At 68.3% G+C, this 26,099-nt stretch carries 24 protein-coding genes; 9 read left to right on the top strand and 15 right to left on the bottom strand.

Features of this window, described 5'->3' with window-relative positions; translation table 11 throughout:
* Positions 1–2 precede the first annotated feature (2 nt).
* Positions 3–1,457, top strand: a complete 1,455-nt coding sequence (locus POL67_RS08810) for an alpha-2-macroglobulin family protein (RefSeq protein ID WP_271930774.1) — start codon at positions 3–5, stop codon at positions 1,455–1,457.
* A 6-nt stretch (positions 1,458–1,463) separates the two neighbouring features.
* Here POL67_RS08810 and POL67_RS08805 read toward each other — a convergent pair whose 3' ends face one another.
* Positions 1,464–1,832, bottom strand: a complete 369-nt coding sequence (locus POL67_RS08805) for a DUF4180 domain-containing protein (protein WP_271916686.1) — start codon at positions 1,830–1,832, stop codon at positions 1,464–1,466.
* Between the two features lie 54 nt (positions 1,833–1,886).
* Positions 1,887–2,576 carry a hypothetical protein gene (locus tag POL67_RS08800; RefSeq protein WP_271916684.1) on the bottom strand — a complete coding sequence of 230 codons (690 nt, stop codon included), beginning with the start codon at positions 2,574–2,576 and terminating at the stop codon, positions 1,887–1,889.
* Between the two features lie 267 nt (positions 2,577–2,843).
* On the opposite strand from POL67_RS08800, the gene POL67_RS08795 reads away from it, so the two are divergent.
* Together POL67_RS08795 and POL67_RS08790 are read left to right on the top strand one after the other, a co-directional pair.
* Positions 2,844–3,263: a hypothetical protein gene (locus tag POL67_RS08795; protein WP_271916681.1), complete on the top strand. Its 420-nt coding sequence runs from the start codon at positions 2,844–2,846 to the stop codon at positions 3,261–3,263.
* Between the two features lie 38 nt (positions 3,264–3,301).
* On the top strand, positions 3,302–4,054 hold the full coding sequence (locus tag POL67_RS08790) for an alpha/beta fold hydrolase (protein WP_271916679.1): 753 nt from the start codon (positions 3,302–3,304) through the stop codon (positions 4,052–4,054).
* Positions 4,055–4,058: 4 nt separating this feature from the next.
* Here POL67_RS08790 and POL67_RS08785 read toward each other — a convergent pair whose 3' ends face one another.
* On the bottom strand, positions 4,059–6,167 hold the full coding sequence (locus POL67_RS08785; protein WP_271916677.1) for a PAS domain-containing sensor histidine kinase: 2,109 nt from the start codon (positions 6,165–6,167) through the stop codon (positions 4,059–4,061).
* 254 nt (positions 6,168–6,421) lie between these two features.
* Positions 6,422–7,102 carry a TetR/AcrR family transcriptional regulator gene (locus POL67_RS08780; RefSeq protein ID WP_271916676.1) on the bottom strand — a complete coding sequence of 227 codons (681 nt, stop codon included), beginning with the start codon at positions 7,100–7,102 and terminating at the stop codon, positions 6,422–6,424.
* A gap of 103 nt (positions 7,103–7,205) precedes the next feature.
* Between POL67_RS08780 and POL67_RS08775 the strand changes: the two genes are divergently transcribed.
* Positions 7,206–7,565 (top strand): FHA domain-containing protein, encoded by a 360-nt coding sequence (locus POL67_RS08775; RefSeq protein ID WP_271916674.1) that lies wholly within the window; start codon positions 7,206–7,208, stop codon positions 7,563–7,565.
* Between the two features lie 38 nt (positions 7,566–7,603).
* On the opposite strand, the gene POL67_RS08770 is transcribed toward POL67_RS08775, so the two are convergent.
* Positions 7,604–8,185 (bottom strand): hypothetical protein, encoded by a 582-nt coding sequence (locus tag POL67_RS08770; protein ID WP_271916673.1) that lies wholly within the window; start codon positions 8,183–8,185, stop codon positions 7,604–7,606.
* Between the two features lie 170 nt (positions 8,186–8,355).
* Here POL67_RS08770 and POL67_RS08765 point away from each other — a divergent pair, with 170 nt between their 5' ends.
* Positions 8,356–10,332 (top strand): WD40/YVTN/BNR-like repeat-containing protein, encoded by a 1,977-nt coding sequence (locus POL67_RS08765; protein WP_271916672.1) that lies wholly within the window; start codon positions 8,356–8,358, stop codon positions 10,330–10,332.
* A gap of 10 nt (positions 10,333–10,342) precedes the next feature.
* Here POL67_RS08765 and POL67_RS08760 read toward each other — a convergent pair whose 3' ends face one another.
* The gene (locus POL67_RS08760) at positions 10,343–11,257 is read right to left on the bottom strand and encodes a dienelactone hydrolase family protein (RefSeq protein WP_271916671.1); all 915 of its coding nucleotides are present in this window, start codon (positions 11,255–11,257) and stop codon (positions 10,343–10,345) included.
* A 110-nt stretch (positions 11,258–11,367) separates the two neighbouring features.
* On the opposite strand from POL67_RS08760, the gene POL67_RS08755 reads away from it, so the two are divergent.
* Entirely contained in the window at positions 11,368–12,834 is a 1,467-nt protein-coding gene (locus POL67_RS08755; protein WP_271916670.1) for an Ig-like domain-containing protein, read from the top strand.
* 19 nt (positions 12,835–12,853) lie between these two features.
* On the opposite strand, the gene POL67_RS08750 is transcribed toward POL67_RS08755, so the two are convergent.
* From POL67_RS08750 to POL67_RS08730, 5 genes are read right to left on the bottom strand one after another with little or no spacing between them, the layout of a single operon-like run.
* Complete coding sequence (locus POL67_RS08750; protein ID WP_271916669.1) at positions 12,854–14,173, bottom strand: sensor histidine kinase; 1,320 nt, start codon at positions 14,171–14,173, stop codon at positions 12,854–12,856.
* Entirely contained in the window at positions 14,174–14,863 is a 690-nt protein-coding gene (locus POL67_RS08745) for a response regulator transcription factor (protein WP_271916668.1), read from the bottom strand.
* A 7-nt stretch (positions 14,864–14,870) separates the two neighbouring features.
* Positions 14,871–15,107, bottom strand: a complete 237-nt coding sequence (locus tag POL67_RS08740) for a hypothetical protein (protein ID WP_271916667.1) — start codon at positions 15,105–15,107, stop codon at positions 14,871–14,873.
* A gap of 2 nt (positions 15,108–15,109) precedes the next feature.
* Complete coding sequence (locus POL67_RS08735) at positions 15,110–16,213, bottom strand: cytochrome-c peroxidase (protein WP_271916666.1); 1,104 nt, start codon at positions 16,211–16,213, stop codon at positions 15,110–15,112.
* Positions 16,192–16,824, bottom strand: a complete 633-nt coding sequence (locus tag POL67_RS08730) for a hypothetical protein (RefSeq protein ID WP_271916664.1) — start codon at positions 16,822–16,824, stop codon at positions 16,192–16,194. Before POL67_RS08730 ends, POL67_RS08735 begins: the two co-directional genes overlap by 22 nt.
* 594 nt (positions 16,825–17,418) lie before the next feature.
* On the opposite strand from POL67_RS08730, the gene POL67_RS08725 reads away from it, so the two are divergent.
* The gene (locus POL67_RS08725) at positions 17,419–19,407 is read left to right on the top strand and encodes a Nif11-like leader peptide family natural product precursor (RefSeq protein ID WP_271916663.1); all 1,989 of its coding nucleotides are present in this window, start codon (positions 17,419–17,421) and stop codon (positions 19,405–19,407) included.
* Positions 19,408–19,758: 351 nt separating this feature from the next.
* Positions 19,759–20,142 carry a hypothetical protein gene (locus tag POL67_RS08720; protein ID WP_271916662.1) on the top strand — a complete coding sequence of 128 codons (384 nt, stop codon included), beginning with the start codon at positions 19,759–19,761 and terminating at the stop codon, positions 20,140–20,142.
* Positions 20,143–20,154: 12 nt separating this feature from the next.
* Here the strand turns inward: POL67_RS08720 and POL67_RS08715 are convergent, their stop codons facing one another.
* Positions 20,155–21,438, bottom strand: a complete 1,284-nt coding sequence (locus POL67_RS08715) for a monooxygenase (protein ID WP_271916661.1) — start codon at positions 21,436–21,438, stop codon at positions 20,155–20,157.
* Between the two features lie 92 nt (positions 21,439–21,530).
* Positions 21,531–22,655 (bottom strand): hypothetical protein, encoded by a 1,125-nt coding sequence (locus POL67_RS08710; RefSeq protein ID WP_271916660.1) that lies wholly within the window; start codon positions 22,653–22,655, stop codon positions 21,531–21,533.
* Between the two features lie 244 nt (positions 22,656–22,899).
* Here POL67_RS08710 and POL67_RS08705 point away from each other — a divergent pair, with 244 nt between their 5' ends.
* Complete coding sequence (locus POL67_RS08705; protein ID WP_271916659.1) at positions 22,900–23,892, top strand: matrixin family metalloprotease; 993 nt, start codon at positions 22,900–22,902, stop codon at positions 23,890–23,892.
* 27 nt (positions 23,893–23,919) lie between these two features.
* Here POL67_RS08705 and POL67_RS08700 read toward each other — a convergent pair whose 3' ends face one another.
* Positions 23,920–25,497, bottom strand: a complete 1,578-nt coding sequence (locus POL67_RS08700; RefSeq protein ID WP_271916658.1) for an LA_2272 family surface repeat-containing protein — start codon at positions 25,495–25,497, stop codon at positions 23,920–23,922.
* Between the two features lie 62 nt (positions 25,498–25,559).
* On the bottom strand, positions 25,560–26,060 hold the full coding sequence (locus POL67_RS08695; protein WP_506333365.1) for a GNAT family N-acetyltransferase: 501 nt from the start codon (positions 26,058–26,060) through the stop codon (positions 25,560–25,562).
* Between the last annotated feature and the right edge of the window lie 39 nt (positions 26,061–26,099).

The following is a 26,099-nucleotide window of genomic DNA, read 5'->3' as shown; positions in this document are numbered from 1 at the left end:
GCATGGTCCCGCTCCTCGCGCTCCGCGACCTCGCCGATTCCCTCGGCGTGCCGCTCGTGCCCGAAAAAACCAACCCACCCAAAGGAGGCGACGTCGACGCCGCGCTCCGGACCTCGGTGGACCGGCTGCTCACGCACCAGCAAAAGGACGGGAGCTTCGGCCTCTGGCCCGGCTCCTCCGAGGGAGACTTTTACATCACGGCCTATGCATTATGGGGCCTCGACGAAGCGCGCCGCCGCGGCCTGCCTGTGCCCGAAGGCGCCCTCGACCACGCGACCCGCTCCCTCGTATCGAGCCTCGCGGCCCCCTTCCCCGCGGCGGACCCTTCTGCACTCGAACGAGCCGCCTTCGCGCTCGACGTGCTCGCCAGGGCCCGCCGCGCCGACGAGAGTCGAATGCGCGCGCTCTTCGGCGAACGCGCGCGCATGCCTCTTTTCGCGCGCGCCCTCCTGCTCCACGCCTTCGTCCTTTCGGGCCGCGCCGATGCGGACGAGGCCCGCGAGCTCCTCCGCGACCTCGAAACGAACATCCGTATCGACGGCCCCGCGGCGCACCTGGCACGTGCATCCGAGACCCAAACGCCCGTGCACGATTTCGACTCCAGCGTGCGCGCCGACGCCGCGGCGTTGCTCGCGCTCGTCGCGACGAACCCCACACACCCGCTCGCGGCCCGCCTCGCGCGTGGCCTCGTCGACGCGCGCGCCGGCGGCGCTTACCGCACGACCCACGAGGCCGCCTGGGCCCTGCTCGCGCTCGACGCCTACCGCAAGAAAAACCCGGCGCCCCTCGATCCCGTCGAGGCGCGCGTGTTCCTCGGCGATACCTTGCTCGCGGACGCGCCCCTCGGCGGCGAGTCCGGCAAGATCCGCCGCGCGGCATTCGTGCCCATGCCCGCTCTCCTTCGCGGCCGCGGCGCGCCGCTCACCTTCGAGGCCGTGGGCGGAGGCCACCTCCATTACGAGGCCATCCTCCGGTATGCCCGCCTGGAAATGCCACGCGAGCCGCTCGACGCCGGGTTTTACGTGACGAAATCCTTCCGACCCGTCGCGGACCTCGGCGGGCCCGTCCTCGCGGCCAGCGCCGAGGCCGAGCCCCGCTTCGATCCCGGGCAGGTCGTGCTTTGCGAAATCGAGGTCGTCACGCGCGAGCCGCGCCGCTTCGTCGTCCTCGAAGACCCGGTCCCCGGCGGCCTCGAACCCATGCGGCTCGCCCACCAGGTCGGCGGCCCGTGGCTCGCGAGCCTGGAGGCGACGCCGGCCGAACGACGCGAAATGCGCGACGACCGCGTCGTTTATTTCATCGACCGGCTCCCCGCCGGCATCCGGAAATTCCGCTACCTCGCCCGCGCCGCCCACATCGGCCGATTCGTGGTACCACCGACGCACATCGAGGAGATGTACACGCCGGAAACGCTGGGGCGTACGGGTGGAACGTACGTGCGGGTGGGCGCGAAATGAGCGTCCTCAGGCAAAGGCGTGGATCCATTCCACGGCCTCGGCACGGGTCTCGAATACCCCGAAATGCTCGCCGCGGTTCTCCTCGGTGACCATCTCGCCGAACCGGCTGCTATAGCTGACGCTCCCCGGAGGGCATACCACGGCGAGCCGAATCCGATAGTTCCGCAATTTTTGCAGCATGTCCCCGGCCACGCGCGAGCTGAGGTCGAAGAAGGCCGCCGGCAGGTTCGACGCGTAAAGAAGGACGCATCCTGCGCTGCTTCCGAAGCAGGCCTCAATCACGCGATCCACATCCCGCGCGCTCGTCAGGAACGCCTGGTCCGGCTGGCCTTCCACGACCGTCACACCCCCCTCGTCCACGATGACAGGCTCCATGGCCACGCATCTAAGCCGAGGGGATCCTGGCTTGTCAATCGCGCCGCAAAGACGCTACCGGCAAACGGCCTCCGCCACGAACGAGGCCTCCCAGGTTTTCGGCACGTCGCACGGCGTCGCATACACGCAGCACTCGCCCGTCTCCGGGTTTTTCGCGTACGTGAGCGCCTGCACGCAAGCCCCGACGACCTCGACCCCCTGCGCCTTCGGGCAAGCGCTGTTCACCTCGCGAACAGGGTTCGAGGGGAGACCGCCTTTCGAGCCGAGAGGCCCCTTCGAGGGAAGCCCACCCTTCGAGGGAATCTCCGATTCCTTCTCGCCGGCCTCCTTGCCGACCTCGATCGGCGTGGGCTCCTTCGTCCCCTCGCCCTTGCCGATGTCGCTCGGCACCGGTTGCTCGATGCCCTTGCCCTCGATGCCTTTGCCCTCGATTTCCTTGCCTTCGACCTCCTTGCCTTCGACCTCCTTGCCCTCGGACAACGCGCCGCCCGTCAAGTGACCGGCGTCGCCCTCGACGGGCACGAACTCCACGTCGTCGGCGAGCGATTCATCCTTCTCTCCGCCTTTCGAGGGCACCTGGGGCTCTCGGCCTTTCGAGGGCACCTGAGGATTTCTGCCCTTCTCGGCGCCCGACGCGTTCCCCCGCCCCAGCGCGAGATCCTCGTCTCCCCCAACCGAGCAAGCGGCGAGCACGAGGCCGAAGAGAGGCAGCACCGCGGCACGCGCGATCGTGAATGAACGCATGGGCATTCCCTCCATCCTGGACTTTCCCCGACTGCCCACGACGGCAGCCGCCCGAGGGGTTGCAAAGCAAGGACCACGCTGATCCGCTGAGAAACCCGTGCGCGGCCGCTTGCTTGGAACAAAGGCCGGCGTGCATTTCCAGAAAGCCCGCTTCTATCGCTCGGGCGCACTCACCTATCAATAGCGAGCGACTTGACACCACCACGACGCTTCTCCGACACTGCCCGGCGATGCGGCGCGCCCCTGGACGCCCGCGAGGAGGGTTTCGTGGCGGAGGACGAAGACAAGCCGTTCGATGGGGAGGTGGTGGTTCGAGCGTCGCTGGAGCGGGAGCTCCGCGCGCAGGGGCGCACCTCGCCGCTCCCGCCGTGGCTCCGGTATCCGGAAGTCCCGCGGTACAGCATTCACTGGCGCATGGGCGGCGGCGAAAGCTACATGATGGCGTGGTGGCAATGGGCCGAAGGCCGCTCCGCCGAGGAAAAGACGACCTACTTCCGCGAATTCGCGCCCATTCCAGTCGAATGGGTCGATTGGGTCGGAATGCAAATCCGGGACGACCCGGAGGACGACGAGAGCGCCTCGTTCGACGACCTCCTCCGGAAATGCGGCGAAGTCATCGCTCACCTCGGCCTGTACGACATCGAAGCCTGGCAGGCCTACCTGAAGGCCGACGCCATGAGCGAATAAGGGACTCTCCCGCTCGCTGGAAGGAGAGGAGTTCGACCATGAGCGCACACAGCAGCCAGATGCACATCCGCGGCGACATCGAGATGCACGTCGACATCCACGGCGAGGGCGAGCCGCTCGTCCTCTTGCACGGCTTCACCGGATGCGGCCGCGACTTTCGTCATTTCGGCGAAACCCTCCACGAAGGGTTCCGCGCCGTCGTCCCCGACCTGCCCGGCCACGGCCGTTCCGGAAATCCCCGCGGGACGTTCATGTTTCGGGACGTCGCCCGCGACATGTACTCGCTCCTCGACGAGCTCGGGATCGATCGATTCCGCGCGCTCGGCATCAGCGGCGGCGGCAACGTGCTCTTGCACATGGCGACGCAGCAGCCGAGCCGCGTCGAGGCCATGGTGCTCGTCGCGGCGGCCCCGTACTTTCCCGAGCAGGCGCGCGTCCTCATGCGGCAGATGACCGTCGAAGGAAGGTCCGAAGAAGAATGGCGCGAGATGCGCGAGCGGCACGTGCGCGGCGACGCGCAAATCGTGGCGCTGTGGGATCAGGGCCGCGCGTTCGCCGCGCGCCACGACGACATGCATTTCACGCCCCCACACCTCGCGACGATCACGGCACGGACCCTCGTCGTCTACGGCGACCGTGACCCGCTTTATCCGGTCGAGCTCGCCGTCGAGATGTATCGAGCGATCCCCGACGCGAAGTTGTGGGTCCTGCCCGGCGCAGGCCACGGCGTTGCCTTCGAGGAGCACGAATCGTTCGTCCGCGTGGCGAGGAGCTTCCTGCGGACCCCATGACCGCTCAGGAACGCCCTGTGTCCTGCCGGGAGCGCGGTTGCTTCGGGGCCATCGCGACGACCACCTCCGCGACCTTGTGAACCGCGGTCACGTCGGAGCGGACGCTGTTGAAAATGCCCGTGACGAGCTCGCGTGAAGGGAGCGCGTCGTCGACGACCAGCACATGCAGGTCGTCGCGCCGCGGCGCGGAGGTTCCCTCCACGATGGTGACCTCCGAGGCCTTTGCGACGCGCAAAGGCAGCTCGACCGTGAACGTCGCGCCGAGCCCCTTCCCCGGGCTCTCCGCGACCACCGCGCCGCCGTGCGCCTCGACGAGATACCGCACGATCGAAAGGCCGAGGCCGAGCCCGCCATGGCTCCGGGTCGACGAGCTGTCGCCTTGCCGGAAACGCTCGAAGACGTGCGGCAAGGTCGCAGGCGAGATCCCCACGCCGTCGTCCTTCACCCAAAGAAGGGCCTTGTCGCCGTGATGGCAGCCGATCTCGACGGTGCCCCCGGGCGGCGTGAATTTGAGCGCATTGCCGAGCAGGTTCTCGATGACCTGCCGCAGCCGGAGGTCGTCGCCGAAGACAGGAAGCGGCCCGCTCGTCTCGAACGCGGTTTCGAGGCGGATCCCCTTCGCCTCCGCGAGCGGGCGCATCGCGCGCACGGCCTGCGTGAGCGGCTGCATGAGGTCGACATCCGCGGCGTCGAGCTGGAGCGTGCCCGCGATCATGCTCGTCATGTCCATCAGATCCTCGATGAGGCGCGCCTGCGTCTGCGCATTGCGCTCGATGGTCTCGAGCGCCTTGCCGCGGCTCGCCTCCGGCACCGAGTCCCGCCGCAGAATGCCGGTCCAGCCGAGGATCGCCGTGAGCGGGGTGCGGAGTTCGTGCGAGATGACGGCCAAAAATTCGTCCTTCAGCCGGCTCGCCTCCTGGACCGCTCGATAAAGCCGGGCGCGGTCGATCGCCATCCCCGCGCGCCGCGCGAGCTCCTCGGCGAGAGCGCGCTCCGGTTCCGCCACGAATCGCCCGGGCGCGACGCCGAGGAGCGTCATGTGGCCGAGCGCATGCCCCTGAATCACGAGGGGCACGACGAGCAGCGAATGAATGCCGCGCGCTTCGAGCTCGCGGCGCGGGGTCGGGTCGAGCTCGCCAAATCCGAGCGCGCGCCCCGGCGGAACGAGGCCGAGCAGGGCCTCGGCGAACGCTGCCCCCCGGCCGAGCGCCGCGAGGCAATACCGCTCGCCGGCCTCCTCCACGTGAATGGTGCACCCTTCGGCGAACGCCGGCACGAGCAGCCGCGCCATGGCCGCGAGCGTGCTCTCGTACTCCAGCGACGCGCCGAGAATGCCGCTCACCTCGGCGAGGAGCCGCTGCCCCTCTTCGGCCTTCCTCCGCGCGGTCACGTCCCGCGAAATGCCCACGAGGCCGACGACCCGCCCCTCCTCGTCGAACCAGGGCCCCTTCATCGATTGCCAGGACCGCGTCGTGCCATGGCTCGTGGTCGAGGTGCATTCGTAGATCGTCGTGCGCCCGCTCGTCATGATCTCCCGGTCGCGCTGGGCGATCTCCTCGGCGTCGGCCTGCGCGAAGAGCGCCTTGTCGTCCTTCCCGACGACGTCCTCGGGCACGAGGCCGAAGACCCGCGCGCCCGCCGTGTTGATCATGACGTACCGGAGGTTCAGATCCTTGACGAAGACACAATCGTGCGTGCCCTCCGTGACGGCGCGGAGGAGCTCATGGCTCAGCCGCAATGCCGAGAGCTCCGCCTCCTCGGCGAGCACGCGCGCGAGCACCGGAGCGCAATGCTGGGCCAGCCGGGACAAACGTACCTTCGCAGGCCCCTCGCGGCGCAGCCCCTCGAACGTGACGACGCCGAGCACTCTGTCGCCGACGGCGAGCCGCGCCGCCCACGCCTCGCGCCCCGCGATCCGCAACCGCGTGGGCCCCGGCGCGGAGAGCGCCGCGGCGAGCCCCCGCGGGGCTGGATCATTCGTGCCAGGGACGGAGAGCTCGTCGGCCACGAGGACGGCGAGCGAGCCGGACGTGGCGCCGAGGGCCCGCGCGCCCTCCGCGGCGACCGCCGCGGCGACGTCCTTCGACCTCCGGCACGCGTGCAGCGCAAACACGAACGGCGCGAGGGCGGCATCGGCCCCCGGATTCCAGCGTTTGCCGCGACCGCGTGAATTCCTGGGTGAAGGCAACGACAGATGTTGCCAGAAGACGGATTTCCCATCGAGCGGGCGGAAACCGGATTGTCGAATCCGGCATCGCCTGACGAATCCCGTCCTCCAGGAAGGACGGCCGCGAACCCTGCTTCAGGCCTGCGCCGCTGCGGTCGTCATCACCCGGGGTTTGCCCGTGTGTCCCCACCGTGCGAGGCTCACGACGCGCGGCACATGCCTGCGAGGAGCGCTCCGAACGAGGATTCGAGCTCGCCGTAAAAATCGACGCGCAGCGGGGCCATCTTCGGCGCCGCGAGCACCTTTTTCATGGGCCCGACCGGGTGCCCCATCGGCCAGAGGCCCGAGACGAGCGCGCCGAGCCGCAGGATCGCCCGCACCCCGCCGCCCTCGGGCAAGGCCGGCAGCGCCGCCTCGAATGCCTCCCCCGCGCGGACGATATGCTCGAGCTCCCACCGCTTGGAGGCGCGCGCCGCCTCGAGGGAGAGGTTTTGCTCGATGTCGCAAGAGTTGCTCGCCAGGAGCCGCAGCATAGGCTCCCGCGGCGCGAGCGTGCGCACGACGAGCGCGGCCACGTCATACGGCGAGGTATCGGGAGCGAGGCCCCGGAGCAAGGGCATGATCTCGTCGAACCAAGCGCCGAGCGCCTGGATGAAGAGCGCCAGGAAGACTTCCTCTTTCGTGGAAAAATATCGATAGACGCTGCCCTTCGCGAGCCCGGCGCGCTCGGCGACCTCGCCGATCGAGATGTCGGCCATCGCTCGCTCCACGAAGAGCTCCGCCGCGGCCCCGAGGATCGCCTCCCGCCGCTGCTCCTTTTGCTCGGCGCTGTGCGCCCTCTGCCATCCTTCGCCCGCCTGGGGCTTGCTCGTGCTGCGCATGTCGACAACCCCGTAACGGATCCGCGGTCGTAAGCGACCGTTGATCCGCCGTCAAGCGTGTACGGGACCGATGGTCACTTACGGTCGTGGTAAACCTGAGCGCATGGCCACGTCGTTCGCGCTCGTCGTCCTCGAAGAGCTGCCGCGGGACCTTGGCCGCGTCCTCCCGCTCCGCGAAGGCGCCCAGGTCCTCGGGCGCACGGAGGGCGCCGATATCCGCCTCGTGTCGGACACCGTCTCGCGGCGGCACGCGCGGATCACCGTGGCGGAAGGGCGCGTCACGATCGAGGACGTCGCGAGCACCTCGGGCACGTTCGTGAACGACGAGCTCGTGCGCGCGTCGCAGGAGCTCTCGCCGGGCGCGCGGCTCCGGATCGGTCGGATCGTCCTCGAGCTCGTGCGCGCCGAAGAGGCCGACGCGCGGAGCCTCGCGGCCTTCGGGCGAGGCCACGAGGACGGCTGACGGTCAGAGAATGGGAGATTCGGACAGACCGACCCGCGTCAGGCTTTTTTCGGGCCGGTCACCGGGACGAACGAGCCATGCTGCACGCGATCGGCGCCGGGCTTCGGGAGCGCGCCGGGGAGGACCGTGATCTTGGCCTCGCCCACGATTTGACCCCGCGAGGCGACCCACTCGTTGCGCTCCTCGATCCACGCCGTGCACGCCGCCCGCACCTCGTCGGAGATGCCGCGCGGATCGTCCTGATCGGCGAGCTGCAGGCCCGTGTCGTACCGGAAACGGACCTCCATCGGGCGGTTCGGGTCGAGCGACTTCTGCGCCTCGCGATGCGCCGCGCGCGCCGCCTCGTTCTCCTTCTCGCGCGCGAGCGCCTGCGCCTCGGCGGCCTTCTCGCGCGCCTCGGCGAGGGCCTTCTCGGCCGCTTGCTCCTCGGGGTCGAGCGGCCGCATCGCGCCCTTCAGGCGGTCGTTCTGCTCGCGCGAGAGGCCCTCGAAGACCACGCCGAGCACGTCGGTGAAGCGCGGGCGCTCGCGGAGCCACGCCGCCGTCGCCTCCTCGTCCGGAAACTCCTGGAAAGACGTCTCGCCGGTCTTCAGGTTTTCGAGCTTGAGCATGATCTTCATGGCCCGCATCATCGCCGGGCTCGAAGCGCAAGGCAAGGGCATGCACCTTGCTGTCCGCGGGCCGAGGAGACGCTCCGATGCTTGCAGGAAAATGCGCGTTTATCGGGATCGTCCTTTCGACCGTCTCGCTCTCGTCCTGCTCCCCGGGTCCCCGGGAATTCGAGGATGGCATGTCGATCAGCCCGAGGCGTGCCCTCTGCGCCCCGGGGCTCGTGCGGCGGGGCGATACCTGCGAAGAGCCTCTATGGGCGGAGATCGCGCCCCTGCCCGGCAGCGCATTTCGTATGCGCGACGTCGCGGACGTGGATGGCCAGGAAGCATGGATCGTCGGCCGAGGCGGGCTCGTATTGCACAGCAGCGACGGCGGTGGGAGCTTCGAGCGCGTCGACGCGGGCACGACCGAGGACCTCGCCTTCGTGTGGGCGGACGAGCACGCGATCGTGCTGACGGGAGCGCGGCGCGCCTGGGTGTCTCTCGACGAAGGCAGGACGTTCGCCCCTTCGCCCGAGGCGCCCGAAGAGCTCACGCGGTGCATCCATTTCTTCGGCCGCGTGGTCTGCGGCTCCGCGCAGGGCGGCCTTTACCATACGAAGGGCGGCGATTCGTCGTGGGTGTACGTTCCCTTCGGCGGTCGCACGGTGGTCGAGGCGGGGCCGGGGTATCTCGTGGCCGCGACCGAAATCGGCGCGACGGCGCGGATACGGGCGACGCAGGAGCCGGACCTGCACACGTTTTACGGGGACACGCAGATCCCCCTCGCGTACCCGGGCTCGGTCGACTCCTTGTGGGTCTCGCGCAGCGAGCTCTACGCGTGCGTGGTGGCCGACGACGATCCGAGCGCGCGCGGCGGCCTGGCTCTTCATTGCTCGACCACGCGGGGCCATACGTTCGAGGCGCGGGGGTCGTATTGGCCCGAATGCGCGCGGGGACAACGCATCGCCGGCACCCCCGACGCGCTCCACGTGATGACGTATTGCAACACCGTCGACATGCCCACCACGTTCGAGGTCTGGTCCTCGGGCGACGGCGGGCAGACGTTCACGAAAGGCATGTGGGGCGCCGAATTCGAGAGCTCGTGGCGCGGCGCGAACCGCATCAGCTTCGGGACCGCGAACCACGGGCTCCTGCTCACGCACCGGCTGCGCCGCTCGACCGACGGCGCGCGGAGCTCGGCGCCGATCGAGCAAAACGCGATGTCCGCGGATTGGCCCGACGGCCTCAACGAAAACAAAGCGATCTTTTTCCCCACGAAGACGCGTGGCTACGTGATCACGATCCAGAACACGACCGCAGTGTTCAAGTCCCGGCTGTATCGCACGGACGACGCGTTTCATTTCGACGAGGGGACGGACCTCCCGGCGTTCACGGACGACGCGCCCTACCCGCCTTCCCTCGCGGCGCACGAGGATCGGCTCTGGCTCGCGTTCCCGAGCGAATACGTGCAGCAAACCTTCCTGCGCAGCGAGGACGGCGGAAGGACGTTCCTCCACGACGGGTTTCCCGCGCAGGGGCAGCCGCTCGCGGCCGCCCTGCTCGGGCCGGGCGGCGTCGGGTTCGTCGCGACCGCGCGCGGCGCCGTGAATGCACGCCCGCTCTACCGGTCGAAGGACGGCGGCGCCACGTTCAGCGAGCTCGCGCTGCCGGACGGGACGTACATCCGCCATATGCGGTTTCTCGCATCGGGCCGGCTCGTCGCGGTCGGCGAGAAGGGGCTCATTCTCACGAGCGACGACGCCGGGGAGTCGTTCGTCGGTCGTCGCGGCGGGATGCCCGACGAGGAACAACTCGTGTCCGTCGATTTCGCGCCCGGCACGCAGGTGGGGTGGGCCGGCGGCGTGACGGCGGCGGGCGAGCCGCTCCTCTTGCGCACCGAGGACGGCGGCGCGACCTGGGTCCCGCAGGCCCCCGGAGGATCGCCGGGCGCTCGTATCGTGCAGGTCGCGGCCGCGACGCCGTCCCATGCGAGCGTCGTCCTCGAAATGCAGGGCGGCGAGCGTTCGCTCGTGATGACGCAGGATGGGGGGCAATCGTGGCCTTTGCGGGAGACGCCCGGCGGCGACCCGCTCCGGGCGGTCGCGCGGCTCCCCGACGGCGAGACGACCTTCGCGCTCGGGTCCTACGGCGTCTATCGCAGCCGCACGCCCTGAGCCACGCGCCTCATTCCGACGCGAGCTTCCTCCGCAGGAATGCGCGGACCTTGTCCCAGGCGTCCGCCGCGCTCTTCTCGTCGTACCGCGGCTGCGAGGGGTTCGCGAAGGCGTGCGGCGCGTCGTAGCGGTAAATCGTATGCGTGACGCCGGCCTGGGTGAGGGCCGCGTCGAACGCGTTCACGGTTTCCGGCGGGATCGCCTGATCCTTGTTCCCGAAAAGGCCGAGGATCTCGGCCTTGATCGGTTTCAGCTCGGCCGGGTCCGTGACGAGGTGGCCATAATAGATCACGGACGCGTCGAGGTCGGGCTCGTGCATGGCGAGCTGGAGCGACCAGGCGCCGCCGAAGCACCAGCCGATCACGCCCGTGCGCTTCGCCTGGATGCGCGGGTCTTTCTCCAGGAAATCGTGCGCCGCGACGAGCGTGGCCATCGCCTTCTTGTTGTCGACGCTCTTCATCATGGCCATCGCCTCGTCCGGGTTCTTCGCGATCTTGCCGCCATAAAGGTCGACGGCGAGCGCGGCGTATCCGTCCTCGGCGAGCCGGTCGGTCCAGTGCTGGATGTGCTCGTTCAGGCCCCACCATTCGTGGATGACGAGCAGGCCCGGCACGGGCGCGGTTTTTCCTTTGGGCAGGCTGAGGTAGGCGCTCGTGCCGTCGATCGTGACGCGCTCGCCGCGTGGCGCCGGGGCTTTTGCGGCATCGAGCTGGTGCAGCGCCTTGAAAGCCTCCTCGGAGAGCGTGCCCCTCATGCCCTCGGCAGGCGACGTCGTTTGCCCCGTGGCGGGCGCGGGGTTTGCCGGCGTGGGGCTGCCGGGCTCGGGCGAGGGCGCGCCGCCGCAACCGGCGAGGGCGAGCACGGACAGGCCCACGGCGAGGGCGCGGGCCGAGCGGAAGAGACCTTCGAGCTTTCCGAACCTCATGGCGCGCACTCTACACCGAGGCGCGGCCTTGGGAACGCCCTTCGTTCGTCCGCGCGAGGCCGCCGTCCGGGGCGAAGACAAGAAGGGCCGAGCTCGTCTAGAATGGCTCGATGCGATACCAATCCCTCGCGCTCCTCATCCCGTTTGCCCTTGCCGCGTGTGGTTCGGAGGGCGACCCCTCGAAACCCACGGCGTCCACGCCTGCATCGATCCGCCTCGATCTCGCGCGGCAAGACGGGCCCGCGCCGTATCCCGTCGAGGTCACGGCGCGCGTGACGTCGAGCGACGGAAAACCCGTGCCCGGGCTCTCCGTGGAATTCACGGCCGAGGGCGGGACGGCCGGCGCGGTCTCCGAGGTCTCCGCGGGCGCCTATCGGGTCACGGTCGAACCCGCGCTCGCCGCGGGGGATGCCGGGGAAGTGGTGGTGCGGGCGAAGGTCGCGGATCTCTCGGCGGAGGCGACGGCCGTCGTGCTGCCGGTCGTGGGCGCGGCGTGGGGGCAGCCGGAGCGTGTCCCCGGGCTCGTCAATACCGCCGGCACGGAGGACTCGGCCGAGGTGAGCCCGGACGGGGAATGGCTCATCGTGAGCACGTATTCACCGGCCGACCTGCTCTGCTGCATTGCGGGCAAAGACCTGCCCGGCTGCACGGGCGAGGCCGCGAGCCCGATGTCCCCCGAATGCAATGCGACGCACGGCCCGTACGCCGCCCCCGAGCGGCCCGACATGCCCGGCGCGGGGCGGATCCTGTCGCCGACCCAGATCGACCACACGATTCCCCAGCTCGGCGTGACGCAGGAGCTCTTCGCCTTGCCGCCCGTGGCCGCGTACGGGTTCCGCAGGCAGCCGGACGGCTCGTTCGCCGCGCCGTTCGTGATCGCGATCGACATGAACGGCTACACGTATTCACCGTTCGGCTTCACGTACCTCGGCGCGCCGAAGGACGGCGCCGCGTCCGTGCTCTTCGCGTTCGACCCGCTGCACGGGGCGGACACGGGGCCCGATCTGTATCAGGCCGACGTCAAGCTCGGCGCGCCCGTGAGCCTCGGAAAGTATTCGTTCGAAAACAACTTCCTCATCGCCGACCCCTTCCCCCTCACGCAGCTCCCGCTCGTGCCGCTGGATCCATTCCACTCGAATCCCGCGTTTGGTCACGGCTACGTCTGGTTCGATACCGAGGGGCCGGTGGAGAAGGACATCTTCGTCGCCAAACCCTCGGGCGCGCTGCCGGGCGCGACGTTCTCCGAGACGGTCGTCGCCGCGATCAGCAAGCCCGACGTCGAGGAGTTCCAGCCCTTCGTGGACGAGGCCGCGTCGAAGCTTTATTTCTCGCGTGGCTTCCGCGACATCTCGACGAGCGCGTATTCAGGCGGGGATCCTGCGCTGCCGGCGTCGTTCGGGGATCCGGTGGTCGAGATCGGGCTCGACGCGCTGCCCGACGGGCCCGGCGACATCGTGGCGCTCGGCGAGCCGAGCGTGGCGCGGACGGGCGACGGCGAGGAGTGGCTTTACTTCGTGTATTACGTCCGGCGGGAGGGTCATTACGACGGCTCGGTCGGGCGGGTGAAAAAGCGCTAGAGCGCAGTCCCACGGGGGCTCACGACTGGCACGCGCCTGCCACGACCACGCGAAGGCCCGGCGCCTCACCGGCCTCGAATCGGACCTCCCAGCCAAGCCGTCGAGCGGCCTCCAGCGTGACGGTGAGTCCCAACCCGCCGCTCCGAGGGCGCGCTCCGTCGCCGCCGAACGTGGCCTCCTGCAAGCTCGCAAGCTGGTCTCGCCCGATGCCCGGCCCGTCGTCGGCGACGCTGAGCTCGAACGTGTCGCCCTCTCGTTCGAGGACCACCGCGACGTGACCACCGTCGCGACCGTGGCGCACGGCATTGTGAACGAGGTTCGCGATCGCTCGCTCGGCCAGCGCGGGCGCGCCCGACGTGATCACCGGCCGTTCGGGGAACGACGCCGCCACCTCCATGCCGCGGAGGGCACCGAGCGCCGCGAACCGGGCCTCGAGCCGCTGCACGATCTCGCACAGGTCGACGACGCCTGCTGCGGAGGATTCCAATCCGCGCCGGAGCAACGTCCCCTGGTGCAGGTTGTCGACGAGAGCATTCACGTACTCGGCGTCATCGAGCGCCCGGCCGACCGCCGGTCCACCGCGGAGCGGCACGAGATCCTGCACCGCGAGCACCAGCGATGCGAGCGGCGTCCGGAGGTCGTGCGCGATCTCGGCGAGGTGCCGCTCCAGCGCCACTTGACGCTCCCGCAGCTCCGCCTCGTTCGTGAGGATTCGTCTGTGGGAGGCGTCGAGCACGGCGGCGATGGCCCCGAGCGCGTCCGGGATCTCATCGGTGGCGGGGATGTACGCGGTGGATCCCACCGCCTCCGCCGCGCGCCGGATCTGGGCAATGCGATGCAAGAGCGGGTGCAGCACGAACCAGGTGGCGAGGCCGACCAGGAGGAGCAGCGAGAATCCCGTGCCGAGCACCACCCCAAGACGGGCCGCGCTGCCCATCTCCGGGGGCGGCGCCCCGACGCGCACCCGAATCAGCGCGCACGGCCCTGCCTCGGCCACGCGCTGCACCTCGACGTGGTCGGGGCCCGGCCCCCCCACACTCACGGCCCCCCCGTCGCGCACCGCCTTCTCGACCAGCGCGCGTTCAAGGAGCGGGGCGCTCGTGTTCCTCGAGTGTCCTTCCAGGTCGTAGGCCCACGCGTCGCCGAACTCGAAGATCCCCTTCTTCCAATGTGCGGGATCTGCCTCGCATGCCGTGAGATCTTCCACGGGAACGGTCCATCGCTCCAGAAACGGCACGCGGTTCACGGAAGCAATCGTGGTGGCGAGCAGGACCACGACCGTGGCCGCCCCCGAGACGACCATGGCCAGGACCACGCGAGCCCGAAGGGACAACCTCACTTACGGCTCCTCGACGGGGGTGTATCGATAGCCGATGCCCCACACCGTGGTGACTCGCTTGCCGTCATGGCCCAACTTCTTCCGAATCCGGGAGACATGGGTATCCACGGTGCGTTCGGTGACGCCGGCGTCCTCGGTGAGTGTGCTCTCCGCAAGAGCGCGCCGGCTCACCGCCCGCCCCGGACGCTCGACGAGCCACGCCAGGATGTTGAATTCGAAGCGGGTGAGGCCCATGTCATCGCCGTCGCGTGTTGCGGTTCGACGGTCGAGGTCGAGGAAAACGGAGCCCACGGCCAACGTTCGCGGAGGGGCCTTCTCGCGAAGCGCGAGGCGGGTCCGGAGGCGCACGACGAGCTCCTCGATCCAGAAGGGTTTGGGGACGAAGTCGACCGCGCCGAGCTCAAAGCTTTTCATTCGCGACGTCAGCTCCGTGCGTGCGGAAAGGACGATCACCGGGGTCGATACACGCCCGCTCACCGCGGCCAGCACATCGAAGCCAGTGCGGCCGGGGAGCATGAGGTCGAGCACAAGGGCGTCGAAGGGCTGGAGGGCGAGCCGCGTGGCCGCGTCCCCGTCCATCGCGACGGTGACATCGAACCCAGCACGCGCGAGGCCGCTGACGAGCCCTTGGAGGACCTGCATATCGTCCTCCACGACGAGGAGGCGGGGCTTGGCCTTGGGGTCGCTCACGTCACGATCATTTGGCGGTGCTGGCGCAGTGGTCTTTGACATCGGCCACGGCGGCGTCGCATTCCTTGCCGTTGGCACAAGGAAACTCCTGCCCGTCGGCCACGAAGTAACATTCGGTGGAGTTGCAGCAGGTCTCCACGCTCTCACAGCTGTCGACGGGGGCCGAGGTGCACTCGTCGAGTGGGCTTGCGGCGCAGGCCACGAGGGAGAGGAAAAGGGCGATCAGGCTGAATCGGGCGATCATGTTCACCTTCCTCCCGCCGGTGGCAACCCGCTGGGCACGCGCTCCGGGATTGTTTTATCAAACGTCCCGTCGGAGAGCGCCTCGAAGAACGCGAGAATGTCATCCCCTTGGCCGTGCGCGACCTCGACGTCCCCCTCGACCAGCGGGTCGACTTTGATGTGGTGATCGATGTTGTGATAGAAGTCCACCGTCTCGCTGAGCGTCGCGAACACGCCGTTGTGCATGTACGGCGCGGTGCGGGTCACCATGCGCAGCGATGGCGTCCGGAACGCGCCGCCTTCGGCTTCGGGGAATACGGATTCGCCGTAGGTGGTCTCGCCGAGGCGCGCCGGCACCTTGAGGTTGTGCAGCTTGTAGTCCGATAGCATCGGGCCGGAGTGGCAGCCCGCGCAGCCCTGGAGGATGAAGCCGTGCAGGCCCCGGATCTGCGACGTGGTCATCGCTTCGTCGTCGCCGGCCATGTACCGATCGAACGAGCTGTCCCTCGGCACCAGCGTGCGCTCGAATGCCGCGAGCGCCTTGGCGAGGTTCGTCGCATTCACGCTCTCCGCGCCGAACGCCGCCTCGAACAGCGTGGTGTATTCGGGGATGCCCACGAGACGTGTGACGAGCTCGCCCATGATCTCGTCCTCGCCGAACGCCGTGCCGCGCATCTCGTCGGCGTTCTTCAGCGGCCCGAGCGCCTGCGCTTCGAGCGACTCCACGCGATTGTCCCAGAACATCATCGCCTGCTCGGGTGGCACCGCTCCGTCGACCGTCAGCCCGTTGAACGCGGTGCCGAGCACGGTCGGCGTGTTGCGCGCGGCGCTGATGAAGCGACCGCCGACCCCGAGGGGAAACGCGAGGCCATCGGTGTACGCGAAGTCCGGATGGTGGCAGCTCGCGCACGCGACGTCGCGATGGCCCGAGAGGATCGGATCCCAGAACAGCATGCGCCCGAGCTCGACCGCTTCGGGGGTGGTCGGATTGTCGTCCGGCGCCGGGACGTTGTCGGGGAGCGAGGCGAGCGTCTCTCGCGCATCCGGCGTCAGGGTGCACCCGGCGGCGACCAGCGCGGCAAGGAGGCAGCACGTCTTCACGGCCTTCACGGCTGCCTCCGGGTCCATACCTGCCTCCCCATCCACACCATCAAGGTGTCGTCCCATGGCAGGGTCTCGGCTCCAGAGTATTTCTTGTAGAACTGCGAGGGGAGCAGGTTGAAATCCACGCCCAAACCAAGGTCGAACCCCCACGCGCGAACCCCGATCTGGAGCTTGGCCGTCATCGTCGCGCCGACGTCGGTGGCGCTGGCGATCCTCTCGGGCAGGACGACGCTCATTTGCTCGACGTAGGGTATCGTGCCGAGGCCGACCTGGGCCCACGGTCCGACGTTTTCCCACGGAAAGACCCGCAGGCTGACGCCGAGCGGGACAAGGTACCGTTGCGACCCCTGGGCCCAGATCACGCTCATGGCGGCGTTCGCGACCACCTGCGTATGGGTGCTCGTTCTCCATCCGACCTCGGCGCCCACCCACGGGGCCGGGTTCTCGTAGATCAGGAACGTGGGAAACAACGCGCCGGCCGTCACGGTCACGTTCTCCGGGCCCAGCGCTTGGAGCCTGCCGTGGTCGTCGGCACGAGCCTCGGCACTGGAGGTCAGCGCGAGGATCAGAACCATTCCGAGAATACGCAGATGAGGAGGTGGTCTTGAAGGTAGGAGGAGGCGGTCTTGAAGCATGGAGCGAACCTACCGCGGTCCTGTTGAGGAACTGTTGAGGCCCGCGGCGTGGTTTGGCGGTCGACACGAGGCAACACCCGCGGGAGACGAGAACCCCCGGGGGTCGACACGTGGCGACACCCTCGGGAGACGAGGACCGGCGGGGGTCGACGCGAGGCGACCCCCTCGGATCACGCTGGCGCGCGGGGGTCGCCACGTGGAGACCCCCTCGGTGCACGACGACAGGCGAAGGTAGAAACGTGTCGACCCCCTCGGTGCACGATGACCGGCGGCGGTCGACACGTGGCGACCCCCTTGGTGCACGATGACCGGCGGCGGTCGACACGTGGCGACCCCGTCGAGAGACCGTCGCGACCTCTCATGTCCCGCGAAGGAGGTCCTGCGCGCATCGACGCAGCCTCTCCGAGGGCGCGCCTTCGGCGAGGCGGACGAAGAGGTGGTCGAGCTTCGAGAGGTTGAGTTCGCGAGCGAGATCGACATGCATGGCGCGCGCAACGACTGCCCAGTTGACACGCCTCATTCGCCGCTGCAGACAACCCTCATTCCTGCGATATTGATATTGAAGTCATCGAAGATGGAAGAGGGGGAATGACCATGACGCAGAACAAGAGCTCGTACGTCTTCTGTCTCGCCTTACTTCTTCTCGTTTCTCCCGCGGCCCGCGCATCGGACGGTGATCGCTGCAGTCCGCAGATCGCGAACAACGCGGCGGCTGCCGGCGTCTGCAGGCCCGTTTGCTCGGGGTTCGGGATGGCATTCGCGGGGAACTGGAGCAACGTTCGGAATCACCCGCCCGTGGCATCGTGCATCGCGGCGAACGCAGGCCTGGCCGTTTGCGGCTGCACGTATACGACGCCGGCGCCGAGCGGCGTGATTACACCGACGGTTGAATACGTCGACGCGACGCCGCCGCCGCGCCTCCCCATCGGCTTGACGGCAACGTGTCTCGACGGACCGGACACATCGAACAGCAGCGGGAGATGTCCCGTCGTGGGCACCGGCAACGGGATCGCGTTCTGGGCGTTGAGTTATGCCGACAACAGGAATGGCATGGCCATCGTCGGATACGACGCGGGCGGCAACGTCGTTTCTCTCCTCGAGAGAACGGGAGCGCATTACGTGTGGGACATCGCCGTGGATGCGACGAACCGGACCGTCACCTTCTTTGGCCAGTCGAACCAGACCATCACGCTGAACTGGAACGATCTGTTCGTTCCTCAGATCGGCAGCCGCACGAATGCGAGTTACGTCCTCTGGCCGACGGCCACGAGCGGTACGGCGTCCTGGACCAACGGCGCCGCGAGTTACGGGACCGCCGCCCCCTTCGGCGCCGGTGCGAATCAACTGCTCGACCCGTACGTGGAGCACGCCGCCGGCATGCAGCTTTGCGCCGCAAAGCAAAAACCGTGGTTCGACTTCACCACCGCCACCGTTGCCACTCCGTATTCGACGGTCACGTGTACCCAGCCGCCTGACCCGGCGCAACCGACGTACAACGCGGCGATGGTTGCATTGCTGAACGCCGCGGTCCGTGATCACAGTCTGATGGCTGCCTTGCGCGCAGCCACGACGGACGAACAACTCATCGCAGTCGCCGCCAGCAAGGGATACACGATCACCGAGGCCGACATCCAGCAAAGCCGAGGAACGCGCCCTCCGACGACGGGGTCGGTGTCGTCGAGATTGGTGGCGGCGGCGAGCAACGCAACGTCCTGCGGCAATGTCAATCAGAGCCCGTGCATCACGTGCACGGAGGAACAGTGCGTCTATTGGCCGTTCAACTTCTGCTGCATCAAGGAAGCGTGTTCGTGTGTGGGGTATGGGACCACGTGCGCATCGGGATTGAGCGTCGGCGCGAACGGCACCTGCCAGCCCGCCTGTCCCACGAACCAGATCTGCAAGGAATTTCCTGTCTTTTATGAATACAACGACAACGGCACCGCGGCCAACGGCGTGTGCGAGTCGTGGCTGAGCAAGCCCGATTGTGCAAAGGGCATCCCGAACGACGCTCTCGACTCGTATGAAGTCATTTTCAAGAGCGACGGGCTCGCGTACTACAAGTCCGACAATACCCTGGTGAATACGTGGACGGGGGGCCAGTACAGGGAAACGCTGTACGTGATCGACGGAAGAACCAGCAAGATCTACCTGGTCAACGTCGACGGGCGTTACATCCAGGTCCGCGGAACGGCCAACTGCATTCCGGCGTCCGTCGCACCGGGCGGATCGACCGCGAATTGCACCAAGCCGAGGCTGACCACGCACGCAGGAATCCTGATGGGATCGGTCTACGGATTGCCGACGCCGAACCAGGAGCCGGCGGCGAGCGTTCAGCAACGGATCGCCGTCATCGGTGCAGGCACGATCCAGGTCACGAACGGCGCGATTCAATGGATCACGAATGACAGCGGGCACTTCAAGCCGACGCAGGACAACCTGAAAAACAGCATCGCCGTCTTCAAGAGCGCCGGATTCCCGAACTTCCCGCCGCTCGGCGACTGCACGTACGACTTCCGGCCGGTCGCAGGCAAAACCGGGGTCTATCGTCAGGACGCGCTCACCACGACCCATTGCGGGTTGTGAGATAGCCCCCAGGCATCTTCAGGGGCGGTGTCGCGCGGCGCCGCCCCCCATGCACGGCTAAGAGCGTAAACGGCTCGTCGTCGTCGGTGTTGTGTCGACGATACGTCTCCACACGCTACATGCTCGGTCGGGAGGTCCGCGCGGAGAAGGGGAAGGGGGTGAGGTTCCGAGCTACCGCTGGCTGTGGAACACCCTCTGAGAGATTTTTCGACCCTGGGAACATCCGCGCGCGACCGGGGTCCGACTGCCCCGTCCCGCTGGATCCGCGTACCGGAGCGGACCGAGCTCCGGCAGGAGCCGCGGCGGGGCGACACACGACCCACGAACGACCCTGACAAACGGAGGTTTCCCATGGGAGAGGCATTCAGGCTCGGCGGTTTCGGGATGTACCCGACGCTCTTCTTCGGCATCATTCTGTTCGGCGCGGCCCTCGGTTACGCGAGAAACCCGGGGAAAGGGCGGCTGCTCCTGCCCGCCGTGCTCGCGTTCCTCACCCTGACCGCGGGCTTCCTCGGCTTCTGCACGGGGATCGTCACGACGCTGATGTACGCGGCCGAGCGCCCGGAGATGGCCGCGGTCGTGGCGATGGGGACGGCGGAGTCGCTGATCAATGTCTGTCTCGCGCTGGCGATGAACGTGATCGGTGGAATCGTGGTCGCGGTGGGCGCCTACCGGCGCGGCCGGAAGGAGCCCGAGCTCACGAAGGCGGGCGCGACGGTCGCGTCGAGCGGCTGAGCCCCACGCCCTTCACTCGCACTTCGCGTCGCACGCGGCCTGATCCTCCACGCCGCAGGTCTGCACGAGGCAGGCCGCGCACTCGCCGAGATCCCCCCCCTGGCACCGATTCGCGCAGTCCTTGCCGCGCTTCACCTCGTGGCAACGCACGAGCGCCGAGACCTCGGCCGCGATGGCGGGGCAGGCGCGGTGCACGCAATCGTAATACGCGTAGCCCACGCCCTTCTCGCCCTTCAGCGCCTCCCCGAGGCAAGTGACGGTCTCCGTCCCGCTGGCCTTCCCGCTGCCCACCCACGTCGCCGAGGGCGCGCCGCTCTCGTCCTCGCACCGCTCGAACCGCTCGTTTTTCGGGAAATACGGGCCGATGAGCTGGCACATCTCGTCGGACGAGGAGAGGCCATACGCGATGGGCCGCGCCTCGGCGTTGCGGTAATTGCAGCGGATGTCGAGGGTGCTTCCCCGCGGGAAGAGCAGGGGCGGGTCGAGCTCGCGCACGGGCGGCTCCTGCCAGGACGTCGTCGAATAAATGGATGTGGTCGTCCCGTCGGGCCCGTGGAGCGAGGCGTCGAAGGAGGCGCCGCGCGCGTGCATGTGCGATTGCAAGCTCACCACCTGCACGTCGGCGGGCACGGGGCAACGCATGCGCGCCGCGGCCTCGCCGAAGGGCGACACGCGGAGGACGTGGTTGTCCATGTACAAGAGGCCGGCCTCGATCTTGAGGTCCTCGCGGGGCATGGTGTAGACGTTGATGCGGGCGTCGACCTCGAGCGGGGCGGTGGTCGTATTGAGGTAATGGGTGCTCATGACGAGCACCGCGGCGGGCTCGACGATGACGCCGACGCCGTCGGGCAATCGATGGAGCATCCCCACGCTGCCGAAGCTCTCGGAGCCGCCGAGCACGGCGTCGACCTTCCAGCGCGCGGTGGCGCCCTCGGAGCAATCGTGCTCCGTGAGGGCGTCCACGGCAATCCCCTGCTCGTCGTGCGACGGAATCCCTTGGTACGGGGTCCGGTAAAGCAGGACGTGATGTCCGCCCTGGCCGAACACGACGTCCTGCCCCCGGATCACGAGCCCCTCGGGCGGCACCTGGAAGAGACGGCAACCGTAGGATTCGGTCCCCGGGGCGATCGTGGAGGTCATGCGATATTGAAGGCCCGAGCCCTCCGCAGGCGGGTCGAGGAGAGATTTGCCCACAGACTGGGTGGAGGGCTCGTCGGGCGCACACGCCGGCGCGAGGAGCGCGGCAATGAAGACGATGTATTTGTTGGATTTCAATCGGTTTCCCCCGTCGATCATGAGCCTTCTCTTCGCAGAAGTGCCCGGACCCGCAGGGGATTTGCACACGACGTGCCCGGCCGTTCGGGCCGGTCGTCCGCCACGAACGATGTTTATTTCGGGGCTGGCGCCGGCGCGGGGGTGGCGGCGGCAGGAGCAGCCTCCGGCGCGGGCTTCGCGGGCTTCGCAGGCTCGGGCGGCGCCGGGGGTTTTCTGGAGTATCCGAGGCCCAGCGTGAGCATCATTCCGTTACGTATCTGCCATTGATCGGTGAGCTGGGGCTGGCGGACGAGCTTGAGTTCATAATCAAGCGTCGCCCACTCGACGACTTTGAAGGAAATGGCGGCGCCGATGTCCAGGTTCGTGAGCTGTAACGGGTTCTTTTTGCTTTCCCCTGCCGCGGGGATGTCATTGTTCCACGCCGGGATCAGCGCACCCACGCCGACCTTGTAGGAGATCTTCTTCTCCGAGAACGAACCCCACATTTCGAGCGAACCCTCGACGCCGAGCTGGAGGACGTCGCGCAATTCCTGCACCTCGACCCGATCGGCCGTGGCCGCGTCGTCCTTCAAGATGAGCTGTCCGTCGGCAAACGTCTGCAATCCGCCGACGCCGATGCGGGTCTCCAGGTTGAATCGATCCCCGGAGACAGGACGCGCGAAGGGGCCGATGGTCTCTTTCAGCGTGAGCGGACGAAACGGGTCGGTGAGCGTGAGGCGGCGCGAGGTGACGGTGTCGACCGTACCGGCGACGCGGGCGATGGTGTACGTGGTGTCCGTGGGGCGGACGTCGAATCCCCGGAAGAGCGGCGTGCCCAGGGTGACGCGGGCGAAAGGGCCAAACCAGGGACGCACGAAATAGAGGTACGTGCTCTCGATGGTGAATGCGTCGGCGCTCTTGACGGGCTCTTCGAGGGCCGGCGTCTTCGTGAGCGCCTCGTTGATGCCGAGGACGGTGCGCCATTCGTGGCCTCTGCGCCGGTACGTCGCGACGCCGTCGAACTTGAGGCCCACGGTGAGCGTGGAGCCATTCGGCGTGACGCCGACGACATCGCGCGTGTCCACGAGCGAGAACGTGGCGCCGTTTTTCATGGTGATCTCGAGCCCGTCCTGCTTGGGCGGGTCGGCGATCGCGACGTCCACGTATTGTTTGGTGGCGGCGTTCTGTGCGTGGGAGGCCGCAGGCGCGGAGAGGAGGGCGGCCAGCATCGCGGCCGAAAGGAGTGTACGTCGGGACATGGTTCCTCGGGACCGGAGGGTGTACAGGGGCGAAGTTCTGCGCGCAATGGCAACCGACGTGCCAGAGGGTGAACCCCCGAAAAGACCGAGGAACTCGCGTAGGGAGGTCGGGCGCTGCGCGGGTCGATGATGTCTCGACGCCGCGACGGGTGAGGCCTCCGGTCCTCAGCCCGGGGTCAGGGGCGCAGGGAATCCGCGGCGCGCATGGGCGCAACGCTGGCAGGATCGCGGTAGACTCTCGTTCGTGTCCACGAAACGAACCCTTCCTTTCGCGGGGGTGATCGGCTTGCTCGGAATGCTGGCCGCCGCACCCGCGCACGCCTACTGCCGGACCAGCAACACGACCACGCCGACGTTCGAAGGGCACGTCTGCACGCCGTCCCATAAAGACGACAGCGGCCTTCCCCTCTTTTGGGGCATGCCGCGGATCACGTACTCCGTTCAGATGGACGCCTCCAAGGACGTCCCGTTCGACACGGCCCGTCTCGCCGTCCGCACGGCCTTCGACGCGTGGACGTCCGCCGACTGCGAGGGACAACCGCCACGCCTCGAGCTCATCGAGGGCGCCCCCGCGCTCTGTGCGCTCGACGAATACAACAAGGACCGCGGCAACGCGAACATCATCTTTTTCGTGGACGAAGGCTGGAGCGACGACACCTCCAAGCTCGCCATCACGACGGTGACGTTCGACGTGAACAGCGGTGAGATCTACGACGCCGACATGGCGCTGAACACCACGGACTGGCCCTTCACGACCGACGGCGCGCCGGACGGCATCGATCTCCTGTCGGTGCTCACCCACGAGGCCGGCCATTTCGTCGGACTCAGCCACTCGCCCGACCCCGAGGCCACGATGACCGCGCACTACCACCCGCCGGAGCAGCTCGACCTGAGCAGCCTCGCCGAGGACGACCGCGCTGGCATCTGCGCGATGTACCCGCCCGGGCCCATCGCTGACGGCTGCGACGCGACGCCGCGGCACGGCTTCTCCTCCCTGTGCGCCGAAGACCAATCCGGCCCCGTCCTCGACGCGCCCCCCACCGGCGAGCGCTGCTGCTGCCTGGAAGGCGACGTGTGCGTCGACGGCGTCTGCGTCGAGGCGCCGGGCGGCTGCGCCTGCACGACGTCCCCCGCCCCGCTCGGCCCGGGGGTCGTTGCGCTCCATCTCGCCGCGCTCGTGGCCTCCCTCCTGCGACGTCGGGCCACCGGGGGCAGGAGGGCGCCGGCCCCCGCGTGACCGTTCAAGCGCGAGCGGGCCGTCGGGTCAGAGGCCGATGTTCATCACGGGGAAGAAGGGGAGCCCGCCGTGCTTGGAGAGGTTCACGAGGCCGATCTGGACGCCGCGGAGGCGCTCGGTCTGGTTGATGAGGCCGATCTGGACGCCGCGGACGTGCTTCGAACGATTGTAGAGGCCCATCGTGGCGCCGGTGAGGCGTTCGGAGAAATTGACGACGCCGAGCTGCATGCCCGTGACCTCCTCGGCGCTCGAGAAAAACCCGGCCTGGAGGCCGTGGATGTGGTCCTTCACGAGGTTGACGAAGCCGAGCTGCGCGCCGAACTGGTCGTCGCCGGTCATGTTGAGGACGCCGATCTGCGAGACGCCGTAAAACTCCTGGCGCACGCCATTGAAGCCGCCGATCTGGAAGACGCCCCGGAAGTCGTCGTCGACGAAGTTGAAGAGGCCGCCGAGCTGTAGGACGCCCGAGAAGGAGTCGTCGACGTAGTTGAAAAGGCCACTCGTCTGGAAGACACCCTCGAACTTCTCGTCGACGTACGCGCCGAGGCCAAACTGGCCGAAGCCGTGGAAGCCCTCGTCGGTGAGGATGTTCGCGACGCCGGCCTGGAAGACCCCGTAAAACGCGTCGCCGGCGATGTTGACGACGCCGAGCTGGCCGAGGCCGTAAAACTCCTCGTCGACGCCATTCAAGAGGCCGACCTGGAGCGCGCCGTAGAAGTGCTCGTCGGCCAGGTTCAAGAAGCCGAGCTGGGCGACGCCGCGGAAGTCGCCGTCCTCGACCGAATTGACGGCGGCGAGCTGCGCGATGCCGGAGAAATGGCCGTGGTCGATCTTGTTGTACGCGCCGAGCTGGAGCGCGCCGACGAACCCGCCGCCACGCGGGCCGCCGCCCTCCCAGTCGAGGCCCGCGCCGATGACGTTGTAAGCGCCGAGCTGCAAGGCGCCGATGAACGCGTTGGTGCCGTTGCGCGTGCCGATCTGCGCGAGGCCGAGGAAGCGGTGCGTGTCGTTGCGGACGAGGGCGTACTGCGCGACGCCCACGAAAAGGTCGGTGACGACGTTGCGGTAGAGGGCGATCTGCGCGCCGCCGTAGAAGTCCTGCACGAGGTTCCGGCCGAGCGTGAACTCGACCCCGCCGCGGAAGGTGAGTTTGACGTTGGTGTTCAAAAGGCCGACCTGCGCGAGGCCCGTGAAGTGCAGGGCCTCGGCGCCGAAGAGGCCCACCTGCACGCCGCCGTAAAACTCCTTCGCGGAAGGCGTGAGGAGCCCGAGCTGGGCGACGCCGGCGAAGAGGTCGGCCTCGGGGAAGACGCCCGGGTGCAGGAAATACCAGCGGCTCGGCTTGGGCGGCAGCGGCGGCGGCACGTACGGCGGCGGCACGTACGGCGGTGGCGGAGGCGGCGGCGGGATGTCCGTGGCGACCTCGGGGGGCGGCGGCGGGACCTCCAGGGGAGCGTCGATCGGCGGCGGCGCCTGCTCGGGCGTAGAGGCCGCGGCTTCCTGGGCCCACGCGCAAGGCGCGGTCGCGGTCGTGGTGCCCAGCCCGACGAGGAACGCGACGAGCCCCCTGCGCCTCGGATTGCAAATTCCCATGTCGTTCGGCATGAACGCGGTGCTCCGAGGGGAGCTTACAGGAAGGCTGCCGAGGAAAACCAGCGCGGAGGCGGCTACCGGCGGAACGCGCTCGGATCGACCTGGTACTTGAGCATTTCGCCGAGGAGGTCGTCCTCCGTGGCGACGACGCAGAAGCCGAGCTTCTCGAGGATGCGGCGGGACGCGAGGTGCCAGGTGAACGTCGAGGCCCGGACGGCGCGGACGCGCGGCTCGGCGAGCGCCCACGCCACGGACGCACCCACGGCCTCGAAGCCGTAGCCCTGTCGCTGCGATTCTTCTTCGATGCCGTACGCGACCTCGACGAGGCCCTCGGCGTCCGGTCCCCCATGAAAAACCACACTGCCGATGACCCGCGGCGAAGGCTCACGCGAGAGGGCCACGCGATCCCCCCACAGCCGATGGTCCGGATCGGCGCGCACAGCGTCGATCCGCGCGAGGAACGCACGCTCGACGAGCGCGCGGCCCGGCCACGCGGCGGGCATCTTCGCCCCGAGGAGCGCTTCGGTTTCCGCGCGGCGCCCATCGAACACGGCCTCGACGACCTTCACGGTCATGGGGACCATCTCAAGGCGGTCGGTGATGATCTTGGGGCA

Origin of the sequence: Polyangium mundeleinium (genome assembly GCF_028369105.1) — a bacterium.
GTDB lineage: Bacteria > Myxococcota_A > Polyangia > Polyangiales > Polyangiaceae > Polyangium > Polyangium mundeleinium.
The sequence above is the reverse complement of the archived record's forward strand: the minus strand, read 5'-3'. Positions and strand labels throughout refer to the sequence as shown.

Excerpts from the sequence above, each read along its gene's own strand:
- POL67_RS08810 (WP_271930774.1), top strand. The coding sequence starts at position 3 with ATGGTCCCGCTCCTCGCGCTCCGCGACCTCGCCGATTCCCTCGGCGTG.
- POL67_RS08805 (WP_271916686.1), bottom strand. The coding sequence starts at position 1,832 with ATGGAGCCTGTCATCGTGGACGAGGGGGGTGTGACGGTCGTGGAAGGC.
- POL67_RS08800 (WP_271916684.1), bottom strand. The coding sequence starts at position 2,576 with ATGCGTTCATTCACGATCGCGCGTGCCGCGGTGCTGCCTCTCTTCGGC.
- POL67_RS08790 (WP_271916679.1), top strand. The coding sequence starts at position 3,302 with ATGAGCGCACACAGCAGCCAGATGCACATCCGCGGCGACATCGAGATG.
- POL67_RS08780 (WP_271916676.1), bottom strand. The coding sequence starts at position 7,102 with ATGCGCAGCACGAGCAAGCCCCAGGCGGGCGAAGGATGGCAGAGGGCG.
- POL67_RS08775 (WP_271916674.1), top strand. The coding sequence starts at position 7,206 with ATGGCCACGTCGTTCGCGCTCGTCGTCCTCGAAGAGCTGCCGCGGGAC.
- POL67_RS08770 (WP_271916673.1), bottom strand. The coding sequence starts at position 8,185 with ATGAAGATCATGCTCAAGCTCGAAAACCTGAAGACCGGCGAGACGTCT.
- POL67_RS08765 (WP_271916672.1), top strand. The coding sequence starts at position 8,356 with ATGTCGATCAGCCCGAGGCGTGCCCTCTGCGCCCCGGGGCTCGTGCGG.
- POL67_RS08760 (WP_271916671.1), bottom strand. The coding sequence starts at position 11,257 with ATGAGGTTCGGAAAGCTCGAAGGTCTCTTCCGCTCGGCCCGCGCCCTC.
- POL67_RS08755 (WP_271916670.1), top strand. The coding sequence starts at position 11,368 with ATGCGATACCAATCCCTCGCGCTCCTCATCCCGTTTGCCCTTGCCGCG.
- POL67_RS08740 (WP_271916667.1), bottom strand. The coding sequence starts at position 15,107 with ATGATCGCCCGATTCAGCCTGATCGCCCTTTTCCTCTCCCTCGTGGCC.
- POL67_RS08735 (WP_271916666.1), bottom strand. The coding sequence starts at position 16,213 with ATGGACCCGGAGGCAGCCGTGAAGGCCGTGAAGACGTGCTGCCTCCTT.
- POL67_RS08730 (WP_271916664.1), bottom strand. The coding sequence starts at position 16,824 with ATGCTTCAAGACCGCCTCCTCCTACCTTCAAGACCACCTCCTCATCTG.
- POL67_RS08725 (WP_271916663.1), top strand. The coding sequence starts at position 17,419 with ATGACGCAGAACAAGAGCTCGTACGTCTTCTGTCTCGCCTTACTTCTT.
- POL67_RS08720 (WP_271916662.1), top strand. The coding sequence starts at position 19,759 with ATGGGAGAGGCATTCAGGCTCGGCGGTTTCGGGATGTACCCGACGCTC.
- POL67_RS08715 (WP_271916661.1), bottom strand. The coding sequence starts at position 21,438 with ATGATCGACGGGGGAAACCGATTGAAATCCAACAAATACATCGTCTTC.
- POL67_RS08710 (WP_271916660.1), bottom strand. The coding sequence starts at position 22,655 with ATGTCCCGACGTACACTCCTTTCGGCCGCGATGCTGGCCGCCCTCCTC.
- POL67_RS08700 (WP_271916658.1), bottom strand. The coding sequence starts at position 25,497 with ATGCCGAACGACATGGGAATTTGCAATCCGAGGCGCAGGGGGCTCGTC.
- POL67_RS08695 (WP_506333365.1), bottom strand. The coding sequence starts at position 26,060 with ATGACCGTGAAGGTCGTCGAGGCCGTGTTCGATGGGCGCCGCGCGGAA.